This window comes from Paenibacillus sp. FSL M8-0228 (assembly GCF_038007385.1).
GTDB classification, from domain to species: Bacteria; Bacillota; Bacilli; order Paenibacillales; family Paenibacillaceae; genus Paenibacillus; species Paenibacillus polymyxa_D.
Window position 1 is genome coordinate 1,138,020 of record NZ_JBBOXA010000001.1, and the last position, 11,981, is coordinate 1,150,000.

An 11,981-nucleotide genomic window follows, 5' to 3' on the forward strand; every position below is an offset into this window, starting at 1 on the left:
ATTAGGGATGGATAAACATTATGTAATTTTCGCGAAATTCGAAAACTTTTCTCGTATTGTGAATGAAGGCTTGAGCTCTTTAAGGTATGAAAAAACGTTGATTACTAATAATCAACGTTTGATTGAGCGTTGTAGTGATCATTATCACCATTTCTTGTGTGTCGAAGATTTAACATCACCTCAAGTTGTTGAGTTTATACTAACACTGCATGATGAAAAGCCCGTGAACGGTATTTTTTCCGAGAGTGAGGATTTGGTGCAGTTTACCGCTTTGCTTAGAGAGCGATTGGGTCTTACGTGTGGAGTCATCGGGAGAGATGGTGATTTTTTTAGAGATAAGGTAAAAATGAAAAATCATCTTGCTCAAGAGAAAGTTATTCTTATTCCTGAATATCGAACCGTTCACCACTTTGCTGATGCAATCGACTTTTTATCTAAACATGCTCCCGAGGCCATTATTAAACCAATTGACGGAGCGGGGTCCCTTCATACGTTTCGGGTTCATTTGGATAACATCCACGAATATGAACAATTGCTTAACGACCATGCCGGAAAATTTGAGATTGAACAATATATTGATGGAAAAATGTTCCATATGGATAGCGTTGTATATAATAACCAAGTTGCATTCACTTCAGTTGCCTGCTATACGCATAGCACTTTGGAATGCAGGGAGGGGAAGCCACTGTGCGGGTATTTTTACCCTGACCATGAGATGCCCTTGGTCCAACAGCTTATCGCGGCAAATAACAAAGTATTGAGTGCAATGCCGATCACAAGTGGAGTAGCTCATACTGAACTATTAGTCACTAAGCAGCAGGAGATCTTATTTTGCGAAACAGCGGCACGAATTGCAGGCGGAGGAATTATTTTTGGTATAGAGGATACATGTGGAGTAAACCCGCTACTGGAGGGGGCTCGCGCTTTTGTCGGCGAACAGCCGCTTTTCAATCAATATTATCCACAGACGAATGGCGGGTATCTGCTGCTCTATAAGAAGAAAGGAAGGGTTAAACACGTCACCCCAAGCTCTGACTTTCTTCAGATACAAGGTGTGAAGCGGGCTGATATTTTACCACAAGTGGGTGACTGCTTGTCTTTTAGCGGCAGTTCCGGTGATGTGGCTGGAGTTGTGACTTGGTCAGTTGATTCTTTTGAGGAAAATGAGCGTATTCGTAATGAGATTGAGCATTTATGGGAACTTGAAATGGAAGTAAGCCTGTTTGATGAGGAAGGGGAAGCGTAGGTGGTTAAAAAGTTTGAAAGTCAGGTCAGATTATTTGGTTTATTGAGGTTTCTGAACACATTCTATGTATATAATTCCATTTTGGTTTTCTATTTTAGTAATATGATTAAGCTTAACTATACCCAAATTGGGATTGTAATGGCCAGTTACTATACGGCATCCATACTATTTGACATACCCACGGGAATGATCGGAGACCTGATTGGGAAGAAAAAGGCTATCCTTATCGGAGCGATTTTTCAATGTATTGGTATCTTTCTTATGGGATCATTACAAACTTATATGCTACTTATTATAGCTCATATCATTTTTGCATTGGGCTCATCCTTCATATCAGGTTCGGAACAAGGCTTGATTTATAAGCTTCATGAAAAGCATGACAAGCTTGATGTCTTGAACCGTAGCTACGGAAAAATTTTTTCAGCAAGTATTTTGTCTACGATTGCTGCTGCTCTTCTAAGCTCAGTAGTTATTCAATATAGCTATTCGGTTACTTTTTACATTTCGGCATTCTCTAATTTTTTAGCGGTGTTTTTTGTGTGTCTGGTTCATGAGGAGAGAGTTTATGAAGACAAAACAGGTAAAAAAGCGTTTCAACGAGTTCGCCCTCTACAAATAATGAAGGAATCCTTTCAGGAAATCAGAGTCAACAGGCAACTACTATTATTTTCTATTTACTATATATTCACAGCTATCATTCTAACCTCAGTATTCTTTCAATATCAACCCTATCTACAGCATTTAAAAATTTCACCGACTTTTTTTGGAGTTATTTATGCTCTTTTCGGCATTATTCCACTCATCTCTGCTCAGTTATCACATTTAATCAAAGGGAAGTATATATATATACTTAATCCTTTGATCCTTGCTGTTGTTTTTTTAGGGATGGCGTTAACCAAGTCCATTTGGCTTGGGATCGTATTGATTTGTTTGTTTCGGTTTAACTGGGGGATCATTATTCCAAAAATACAAAGTCACATTGATACCAGCATCACGAGCGAAACTAGCAGGGCGACAACCGTATCTACTGTGTACAGTGTACATAATCTTCTCCTATCTATGATGCTTATCATCAGTGGGCATCTTATTGAAAGCTACAGTATTGCTGTACTCCTGATTATCTATTCCTTGTTTAGCCTTTTATTTTGCTTGTATGTCTTCATTTTCCGTAGAAGCTACAACAACACAGAGGTACCCTCCAAAAGCACTTTAATGATGGATTCGAAGGAGTTGTAGTGGATGAATACCGAGGTCATCTTAATTCGCGTTTCCCCAAAAGCTGTTTTTAGCTATGATATCGAAAATGGTCATTTTCATAGGGAGAACCCCTACTCAGAAGTCACGGATTACAGTTATAGCTCGGAATTTAAACATCATAAAAGAGCAAATGACCTTTCTAATTTTGTGAAAATAGAGCGTGTTTATCAACTGGAAAACACGGACAAGGCTCAGGCCGAAATTGCCCAGCTTGCGCGCAGGTTACATCTGACTGATTTCAGTGTAATTGAAGGACCGCTGGAACGTCCTGAATTCGTTGCAGACTACAGACCTAGTAGCCCAACAGCTTACCTGGATTTTTTTCTACAAAAATGGCACAGGGGCTGTAGTCCCTTGTATTCGGAGGAGGAATTGCAAGAGGGAGAAAACCACATTAAAAACTTGCGTCATACCCATCCTTCTTATGGTGAATTAAATGAGTATGAGTATATTGCAAAAATGCTGAGTATGTTGGACTCGAATCAAACCCAATTGTTTCCCTGCGAAGCTGGGGTACATTCTTTTCAAGTAAATGGTGATGGAGCGCTTTTTCGCTGCAATAGATATGCTAAGGCGGGCTTGGAGAAATCAAGCGACGAGATAGGATGTATCGATTCTGTGGACGATTTGGCACCTTGTAAAAGTTGTTTTTCAAGATATATGTGCGGAGGACGTTGCAATTTATTGATTAATCAGCTTCAGAGCAATGCATGTGTCCTGTTTCGGGAGTTTACAATTGTTTTGTTGAAAGCGATCATTAGTCATCATCTGGCTGAAAAATCGGCTGGAATTCTGGTAAAGGAGTAGACATATGCGAATTTGTACAGGATTAGTGACCATTGATGATTTAGTGCCTTTTATTCAGGCCGGAGCCGAAGAATTTTATTGTGGCGTCATTGATGAACAATGGTTGGATCGGTATAACTATATCGTTGCCTTGAATCGCAGACCTTGGCCTGATGCGAACTTTTCCAGTTTTGCTGAACTTGCGGAGGTCGTGAATATAGCGCATGCTCATGGGTGCCAGGTATTTTTTACGATGAACGAACACTGCTATAACAACCAGCAGCTTGGTATCCTGGATTACTATTTGGAGCAAGCTGTTCGTTGTGAAGTGGATGCTATTATTTTTGCTGATTTGGGCTTGGCCGGTTATTTTGCGGATAAGAAAACGAATGTGGATGTGCATATCAGTACAGGCGGCACGATTTTTAACTGTTACACAGCAGAAATGTACACCAAAGAATTTCATGCGGATCGGCTTATTTTGCCCCGTTCCTTGTCCATGGCAGAAATGAAAATCATAATTGAAAGCTCACCAAATACAGAGTTTGAGGTTTTTATCAAAAATGAAGGCTGTACTTATATAGATGGCTTTTGTAATTTTGTGCATGGGACTCGATTTATGAATAACAATGATGGGGTCATTTTTAATCCTCCATGTGTTTTGAGATATCAGGTTATTGAGAGTATTACGCCCATACCGTATGATGTACCACTGCTGGAGAAAAAGCTAAACTGGATTTTAGACAATAAGGGTGACTGTGGTGTTTGCAGCTTATATTATCTGAACCAATTATCGGTTGATAGCTTGAAATTGGTCGGGAGAGCTTCAGACAGAAGTCAGGTTTTAAGTGATATCAGGATGATAAAATCAGCGATAGATTTATGCGGCGAGGTGGCAAACTTCGAAGAGTACCATCACATGATTTCTTCGCAAATATGTCAGAATAGCTGGAAAAACGATCAATTGATTACACATTGCTACTACCCGGAAATTCTGGACCATGTAAATGGCATTCATAATGTTCAGGGGAGTGTATAATATGGAAAAAGCGATGATGGTTGACGACCTGCGTAAATTAACGAATGTGGAGAACCAGTATCAGCGTCTGTATTATGGACAGGAGTTTTGCCCGCGTACTTTCTTAACAGTAAGGGAGCTAAAATCAGTTATCAGCTTTTGTGAGCAGCACGACATGAAGCTAACCTTGATTACTCCTTATATGACGGATGAAAGTATGAACACGATTGTGAACATCTTAAAGGAAGTAAGTGAAGCATCTATTTTTGATGAGTTGGTGGTTAATGATTTCGGAATGTTGTATTTTATTGAAAATCATTATCCCGGCCGCTTTAAACTTATTTTAGGTAGACTACTGAATAAAGCTAAAAAAAGTCCTTCTATTGCAAACTATTTTCCCAAGCTTGATGATGATTCGAAAAGTGCCTTACAGAATACTGCGGGAGGGTTTGTCCCCAATATTAGGTTCATGCGTAAATATAAAATTTCTGCTATTCAATATGATAATAGAATACAAGGTAATAAGCTGGATATCAAAGACAATCATGATCTGGTAAATAATAATGATATTGATGATGCTGATACTGATGTGCTCCCTTTTAGCAGGGAATTAGTATACCCTTACGTACACATTACAACTGCCCGAAGATGTTTTTCCAGCATCCTGTATAGCAAGTCATCTATGTCTGAGTGGAAAACGTCATCATTATGCAATAAGAGCTGCAAGACTTGTCAAACAGTCCTCTATAATGATGTGATGAAAAAAGATATTATATTAAAAGGAAACTCTCTTTATTACGAAAATGCCAAGCTTCCCGTCAATTTAGCGGAGTATTCACGAATTATAACTCAGGTACTATAAATACTAGATCGGAGTGGTTTGCCCGCTTTTATTTTGAAAGAGCAGGTGGTCTAACCTCGCTGCTCTTTTCTGAACTCATTCGTTAAATCTTCCTATCTATTACTGGTTCCTTCACACTCGTTTTGGTATAAACTCGTGTTCCCCGCTAAACACTTCAATCATCGTTAATGCCCCGTTCGATAGCCGTGGATGAACGCTGCTGCCGAGTGTAGGGAAGTTGATTCGCTTAGTAAATCAAGCATGACTTCAATTTGTTCAAAATCGACTGCTGGTAGTTTATTTTTTTAGCATCTCCATAAGATCACTAATTTTTTAATTCACTTTTTGAGACTCAGGGTCGGTTGACTTTATTCGTTCACTGGGACGCCATTTCCTCTCTATAAATTCTGTTTTGCTAAGTCTTTATCCTCACGTAAATCCATCACCCAAGCCAAAGTTCACTACATGTGGAAGCTACATATAAGGTGAGCATTGAATTTATTCTTGGTCAGACAGGTAATCCTAAACGTTAAAGGTAAAATGAATAATTCCAGAAATAAAGCTCCCGCGGTGATGGGACTGACCCGATTTTGAACCAATGGAAAATCCTCAACAACAAAAGACTACAAAGGTGTCGGAGTACAAGACTTGATTCCATTGCCGAAAGGGACAAGAACTTGGTATCGTTACTGATTAGGTGAATAGCTAAAAAGGAAAACATAAAAAATGGATTCGCATATTGCTCGAATTAATTAAAAGCAGCCAAGCCCTTCTTTCAACGTTACGGGACTCGGTATCTATTGTTACCCTCGACGGGTTCTAAAATTTCAAAGAAAGCTAAACATAATAGAGTTAAAGCTTTAATTTGCTAGGTTTATATGCAAACGCTATTATTCTATAATTTCACTCAGAAAGGAGGTTAAAGTAAAAAAATACGGAATATGGCACGGATAGGTGATATACTGCAAAGAGAATCAACCAACAAGCAAGTGTATGGGACAAATACAAAATTTTAGGAGGTAGAGTATGTTTAAGTTTAGTAAGAAAATGATGACGGTAGTTCTTGCAGCTTCCATGAGTTTTGGGTTGTTTGCAACAACCTCAAGTGCAGCGACAGACTATTGGCAAAATTGGACCGATGGCGGCGGGACGGTCAATGCTGTAAATGGATCAGGCGGTAATTACAGCGTAACATGGAAGGATACCGGGAATTTTGTTGTCGGCAAAGGCTGGACTACTGGATCGCCAAACAGAACGATTAACTACAATGCCGGTGTCTGGGCGCCGTCCGGTAATGGATATTTGGCTCTCTACGGGTGGACGAGAAACTCACTCATTGAATATTACGTCGTTGATAGCTGGGGGACTTATCGACCTACCGGAACGTATAAAGGTACGGTGACCAGTGATGGGGGCACATATGACATCTACACAACAATGCGATACGACGCACCTTCCATTGAAGGCCAAAAAACGACGTTTATTCAGTACTGGAGTGTTCGACAGTCGAAGAGACCGACCGGGGGCAACTCCACGATCACTTTCAGCAACCACGTGAAAGCGTGGGCGAGCAAAGGAATGAATCTGGGAAGTAACTGGTCTTACCAGGTGTTGGCGACAGAGGGGTATCAGAGTAGCGGGAGCTCTAACGTAACGGTGTGGTAACCACTTAACTGCAAGCTGTTCAACGAACAGGCGCGGTTGGGGCTGTCTCACGGGATAAACGGGTTCCGAAAGCTGTCTGATAGGATTTACACGAATTGGTCCATGGAGGAAACACTGATCTCTAAGCATTGTAGACAGGCCGATGGCCGTTCTCCTCCAGTCTATCCGTCAGTGCGGATGCGTTGCAGGCCGTTACCTGCTAGACGAACGGCCTTCGACGCTGCTGGAGGCGAATTGCGGGCCGTCATGGCCTATCATTTTCCCTATCAGCTTAAAGGGGATATATCAATGAGAAAGCTATTGATTTTCCTTTTAATAGCACCAATGGTTGTGATCAGCGCTTGTTCGCAAGATAAGCCTGAGAAAAGGGATAACCTTGTATTCGTGGAAGGTGGGACTTTTCAGAACAACAAGTACAACAACTCTGGAAAAAGCGTGGCCCTATCGAACTTTTATATCAACAAATATGAAGTAGTTCAAAAAGAGTGGGTTGAAGTCATGGGAAGTAATCCCTCGGTATTCATAGGCGACAGTTTGCCAGGAGAAATGGTGAGTTGGTATGACGTTGTGGAGTACTGTAATCAAAGAGGTATACGAGAGGGCTTAAAACCGTATTACAACATAGACAAGGATAATAAAAGACCCGAATAAATAAGGATGATAACGATAATATAAAATGGACAGTAACGATTAATGAGGGAGCTAACGGTTGCCGATTGCCTACAGAATTGGAGTGGGAATATGCTGCAGACGGAGGTCAGGCGAGCAAGGGCTACACATACAGCGGAAGCAATAATGCTGACGAGGTCGAATGGTATTGGAAAAACGCCGGAGACAAATACTTATCTGGAGACTGGAACTGGCCTATTATAGAGAGCAACAATAATAAAACAAAATCAATCGATACCCGGAAACCCAACGAGTTAGGAATTTACTACGATATGTCTGGCAACGTAAGAGAATGGTGTTGGGACTGGTATGGAGACTTGGATAGCGAAAGCGGTTTCTACCGAGTTGTGAAGGGTGGTGGACAGCGACCGTCTAGGACTTTATTTTTTGTCCTCGGCTGTCGCTGTTCAATTTATAGAGCCAGTCTAATACTTTATTTTCTGCTGACAAAGAGAGGGATTTAGAGGCTTAAAAAATATTTTGGGCATGTTGAGTAGAAGATGGTCCAGGATATGTCTCCGCCATGTTTGTTCATCACTTTTCGCATAATCCCAGCAGCTCTCGTCCTCTATACACAAGATGACGAGGCATTAATTAAGCGACGGGCAGTTATTCAAAGTGACTTCATAGTGGATATCTTTTTAATATAGACTGTATGTTCAGCCATGGCTAAAATGGTAATCAGGAAAATATTACCACATTGGGGAGAGGAACAAGGTGGAACTTTTTTACGAAATCGAGGGGAATGGAGTCCCTATAGTCATGATTCACTCGGGAGGTGTCGACTCAAGGGTATGGAGATATATGGTGCCTGGACTGGCAAAATCATTCAAGATCATTACCTTCGATGGTCGAGGAACCGGCCGCTCGCCTGCTATGCAAGAGCCGACTTCACTTGTGGAGGATTTGCGCAAACTTCTCGAACATCTCGGACTGGATCTTGTCACACTTGTTGGCCATTCCATCGGTGGGCAAGTCGCGACTGATTTTGCGTTATCATATCCTTCTATGGTTGAGCGGCTAGTGGTAATTGCCCCTTCATTAACGGGATTTGCATATTCGCAAGAATTTACCAATTATATGACATCGGTGAATGCGGTCGCTCCCGATATTTCAAAACTTGTAGAGTTGTCCTTAGCCGCACCGATCTATCGGGCTACGATGGCTAGCCACCATCGGAGTTTTTTGACTGAAATGCATAATCACTACATGACAAGGGTATTTACCGAGTGGAGAAGCTTTGAGGTCCTTTGGCCAGAGCCGCCTTCGATTGAACGTTTAGAAAAAGTTGCAGCGAGTACGTTATTTATACAAGGAACCATAGAATGGCCGGATATGTACAATATCGCCGAGCACTTCAAGCGTGTACCTGCAATTAGGTTTGCCGAAATCAAAGGGGCCGATCATATGCTTGTCCTTACTCATGCGGAGGAACTAGCTAATAGCATCCGACAGTTTTGTCACAGGTGAGAACCATACGTGAATAGATTGGGTATCTCTTGAATCAAAGTATTATAATGGATGATAAGAAGTTTTGAAACTTAAAGGGCAACCCGGAAGAAACATCTTGGTGCTTGGAAGCGGCGGATGAGTGGAAAGCGGATGTTTACAGATAACATCAACACGATGTCTCTCAAGCATGTCTATACCAAGACCTTATATTAGGGAGCAGTTGAATTGACGTACCTATCATCAAAAGAAGACTAACGCCTTCCACCAAAAATCAGAAAGTGTTTAATTGAACTGACGGGATACGTTAGCTCAATAAAACAGCGGCAGGCTCAGACTGATAAAACAAAGTCCGAGCCTGCCGCTGCTTTATATTGGAGCCAGTTTTATAATTATAATCCGGAGCCCTGACGGTAAACTATACCAGCTACCCTGCATTCCACAGACGGTTCTTACGAGCTGTTATTCTGAAAATAAAGCATCCGTTGCAACCGGTTGAAGGATAGGCAGTGGCTGAAGGGCGGTGGTCCGGTCGAGATGAACAAACGCATCATAACGATCCGCCATGCTGGAAGGCACGTAATTGCCGAATCGTTCATGAGCAGGCTCATATACCACACCGATGGCTCGGTGGCCAATGACCGTATGCAGTATGGAAGATGCATCGGAGAGCATTACCATGCCATTCCGGCCGTCTCCCGCCCGGTGCATGCAATACTCCCAGCTTCCTGGCTGTCCGGGCGGCACGGTCATTTTCTCAACCGGAGTTCCCCAAGCTCTTCCCGCCAGTACCTCGCCCTGATAGGTTCCGAAGCCAACGGCAAACACACGATGTTCCGGATCTTCCCGCAGTAGCTGACCCACATTGACCATGCCGTCAGCCATCATATCCGTTGCCCGGGCATCACCGATATGCGTATTATGCTCCCAGACAATGGCTTTTGCCGAGGCGCCGTAATAGGACATGATTCGCTTCAGCGATTCAACCATATGTCTGTCCCGTATATTCCAGGACTGCGGACCGCCCCGGACCATCGTACGATAATAGGCCTCCGAACTGGAAGTGACGAGCATGTTCACCTCCGCATTCAGTTCTTCCTCACTTCCCGGATACGCCATGCGCCTGCTCTGAATCTGCTTTAGTAGCTCAACCACTTCTTTCTCACAGCTCTCCGAGAGCAATCCTGCCGCAATGCCATAAGTTTGATGGTCCCTGCTATATGGATCAAAACAAGCATATGTCCTGCGGGCCTGTTCCAAGTGGGGAGACTTGGTCTCCTCCAAATAAGCGATGATTGCCTCCATCGATTCCCATAACGAGTACATATCGATGCCATAAAATCCAACCTTGGGACAATCACTTCCGCCCCCTTGATTCATCTCATTGTACTCCTTCAGCCACTCCGCGAAATCACGAATATCCGTATTCGCCCACATCCAGGTCGGCCAGCGGGTAAAATCACCCAGTGCATCGGCTGCCGAAGAATCGGACCCCTCCATCCCTTTAACATACCGGTTTAACCGATAAGCAGAGGGCCAGTCTCCTTCCACGCCGATAATGTTAAATCCCTTGCTTGTAATTAGCTTCTTCGAAAGTTCGGCCCGAACTTGGTAAAAATCAGACGTCCCATGGCTCGCCTCGCCAAGCAGCACAATATCTGCATCTCCGATGGCCTTAACCATGCTGTCCAGATTCTCCATTCCGTCCAATGGGATAAATAAGGCATTCAGCTCTTTTAAATATGCGTTCTGCTCTGATAGATTATCATTAGAATTCATGAATTTGTTCCCTCCTTTAGACGGTATGAGTGGATTATTTCCGAATTGTCCATTCATTAACCCAAAACAGGCCTCCCTTAGTGATAAGCCAGGGTAAGTCTGGTGGGGGCAAAATTTGAATTGATTAAGATGTGCACAAAAAAGGAGGAGAAATATAATGTCCGCTGAACGTTTTCATATTCACATAGTAGATGAAGTCCTTGCTGATTTAAAGAGAAGACCGCTGGCCGGATCAATTGGAAAACTCAGCTTGGAGTGATTGTGGAGGTGACCTCCGTCAAAGATTTAGCGAAGATGAACTCATTACATATCATGGTTTATTGGCTTACTAACACAATCGGGTCGTCAACGCGGATGTATTACGAAAAAGTGTTTATGATGGAGCGGATACCTTAGAATAATTATTTAAGAGCGAAAAGGCCTTTTGAGTATGTACGAACATCCAATTGATTCAGCGTTTGGTTGATGAAAAAGCTATGGATAACCCTTTATTCGAATGCTTTAAATAATTTTAAAATGCGCACTAAAACGTTACTAGATATATTAGTTCAATAAATCTGCCTTAAATGATGTGGGTTAGTATCCATTATTAGAGGCGGATTCACGAAATTTAATATAAGGCTCCTTAACGTTGTAAATCCGCATTTTGCTGGCGATACCCAAATAATGTGAAAATTTATACTTCATTATCGTTCCTATAAAGTATACTTTTAGGAACGATGTCATGAACCGCACCTCAGACAGGATAGCGTTCGCGCCTTGTGGACACTCCTGGCGGTTTGATCCACTAGAAGATGTTTTTAAAGGTATACCTTTACAGACGGTAGAGAACGGAAAAATATTTGAAAATAAAGTATCAGACTTACTGATGGCTCATTAAGCTAACGGGTAGTTTAGTTTAACGAGCGCTGTTTTAGTCATTTACAACAAATGGAAAATATGTTCTAATGATAGTGGTGTTAATTTTCTAACTGTGTAGGGTTTTTAGCGTGACGCAAAACGGGATTGTGTTGGTTGTGAGTGTCTCGATACTACATGAAGATAAGCTGCTTATGATCAGAGAAAACAAAGCATCTGTTAAGAATACATGGAACTTCCCGTCAGGGAGAATCGAATATGGTGAAGATATTCTTGAGGCAACACGTAGAGAAGCAAAAGAAGAAACTGGCTACGACGTTAAAATTACAGCCACTACAGGTATTTATAATTTCATGAGTAGTACAAATCATCAGGTTCTTTTATTTCATTTTACTGGTGAAATCATCGGTGGT

10 protein-coding genes and 1 pseudogene (1 of these 11 only partly in view) are annotated in these 11,981 nt (G+C 42.0%); 9 read left to right on the plus strand and 2 right to left on the minus strand.

All coding sequences use genetic code 11. The features are described from left to right. Nucleotides 1-7: 7 nt before the first annotated feature. Genes MKY98_RS05175 through MKY98_RS05195 form a run of 5 tightly spaced genes read left to right on the plus strand, consistent with a single transcriptional unit; the run spans nt 8 to nt 5,169 of the window. Nucleotides 8-1,246 (plus strand): ATP-grasp domain-containing protein, encoded by a 1,239-nt coding sequence (locus MKY98_RS05175; RefSeq protein WP_141695515.1) that lies wholly within the window; start codon nt 8-10, stop codon nt 1,244-1,246. Continuing rightward, the gene (locus MKY98_RS05180; RefSeq protein WP_029517541.1) at nt 1,247-2,482 is read left to right on the plus strand and encodes an MFS transporter; all 1,236 of its coding nucleotides are present in this window, start codon (nt 1,247-1,249) and stop codon (nt 2,480-2,482) included. Nucleotides 2,483-2,485: 3 nt separating this feature from the next. Beyond that, on the plus strand, nt 2,486-3,310 hold the full coding sequence (locus MKY98_RS05185) for a hypothetical protein (RefSeq protein WP_029517540.1): 825 nt from the start codon (nt 2,486-2,488) through the stop codon (nt 3,308-3,310). Between the two features lie 4 nt (nt 3,311-3,314). Further along, nucleotides 3,315-4,328, plus strand: a complete 1,014-nt coding sequence (locus MKY98_RS05190; RefSeq protein ID WP_029517539.1) for a peptidase U32 family protein — start codon at nt 3,315-3,317, stop codon at nt 4,326-4,328. A 1-nt stretch (nt 4,329) separates the two neighbouring features. Beyond that, a complete protein-coding gene (locus MKY98_RS05195; RefSeq protein ID WP_029517538.1) occupies nt 4,330-5,169 on the plus strand; it encodes a hypothetical protein in 840 nt (279 codons plus the stop codon). 164 nt (nt 5,170-5,333) lie between these two features. Here the strand turns inward: MKY98_RS05195 and MKY98_RS05200 are convergent, their stop codons facing one another. After that, a complete protein-coding gene (locus MKY98_RS05200) occupies nt 5,334-5,411 on the minus strand; it encodes a hypothetical protein (RefSeq protein WP_340887063.1) in 78 nt (25 codons plus the stop codon). A 763-nt stretch (nt 5,412-6,174) separates the two neighbouring features. Here MKY98_RS05200 and MKY98_RS05205 point away from each other — a divergent pair. From MKY98_RS05205 to MKY98_RS05215, 3 genes and pseudogenes are all read left to right on the plus strand, one after another. Then, a complete protein-coding gene (locus MKY98_RS05205; RefSeq protein WP_025720875.1) occupies nt 6,175-6,813 on the plus strand; it encodes a glycoside hydrolase family 11 protein in 639 nt (212 codons plus the stop codon). Between the two features lie 288 nt (nt 6,814-7,101). After that, nucleotides 7,102-7,844, plus strand: a pseudogene (locus tag MKY98_RS05210) (formylglycine-generating enzyme family protein); the annotation flags it as partial. Nucleotides 7,845-8,199: 355 nt separating this feature from the next. Further along, entirely contained in the window at nt 8,200-8,952 is a 753-nt protein-coding gene (locus MKY98_RS05215; protein WP_069012391.1) for an alpha/beta fold hydrolase, read from the plus strand. A 441-nt stretch (nt 8,953-9,393) separates the two neighbouring features. Here MKY98_RS05215 and MKY98_RS05220 read toward each other — a convergent pair whose 3' ends face one another. After that, nucleotides 9,394-10,710: an erythromycin esterase family protein gene (locus MKY98_RS05220; protein ID WP_069012392.1), complete on the minus strand. Its 1,317-nt coding sequence runs from the start codon at nt 10,708-10,710 to the stop codon at nt 9,394-9,396. 989 nt (nt 10,711-11,699) lie between these two features. Here MKY98_RS05220 and MKY98_RS05225 point away from each other — a divergent pair. Further along, nucleotides 11,700-11,981 carry the 5' portion of an NUDIX hydrolase gene (locus tag MKY98_RS05225; RefSeq protein WP_029517535.1) on the plus strand. Its footprint extends 186 nt past the window's final position, so 282 of the gene's 468 nt are visible here — the first part of the coding sequence; the start codon lies at nt 11,700-11,702; its stop codon lies beyond the right edge, outside the window.

What these genes read in the sequence shown, in the direction of transcription:
- MKY98_RS05205 (WP_025720875.1), top strand. Translation starts at nt 6,175, where the DNA reads ATGTTTAAGTTTAGTAAGAAAATGATGACGGTAGTTCTTGCAGCTTCC.
- MKY98_RS05185 (WP_029517540.1), top strand. Translation starts at nt 2,486, where the DNA reads ATGAATACCGAGGTCATCTTAATTCGCGTTTCCCCAAAAGCTGTTTTT.
- MKY98_RS05175 (WP_141695515.1), top strand. Translation starts at nt 8, where the DNA reads ATGGATAAACATTATGTAATTTTCGCGAAATTCGAAAACTTTTCTCGT.
- MKY98_RS05220 (WP_069012392.1), bottom strand. Translation starts at nt 10,710, where the DNA reads ATGAATTCTAATGATAATCTATCAGAGCAGAACGCATATTTAAAAGAG.
- MKY98_RS05195 (WP_029517538.1), top strand. Translation starts at nt 4,330, where the DNA reads ATGGAAAAAGCGATGATGGTTGACGACCTGCGTAAATTAACGAATGTG.
- MKY98_RS05190 (WP_029517539.1), top strand. Translation starts at nt 3,315, where the DNA reads ATGCGAATTTGTACAGGATTAGTGACCATTGATGATTTAGTGCCTTTT.
- MKY98_RS05200 (WP_340887063.1), bottom strand. Translation starts at nt 5,411, where the DNA reads ATGCTTGATTTACTAAGCGAATCAACTTCCCTACACTCGGCAGCAGCG.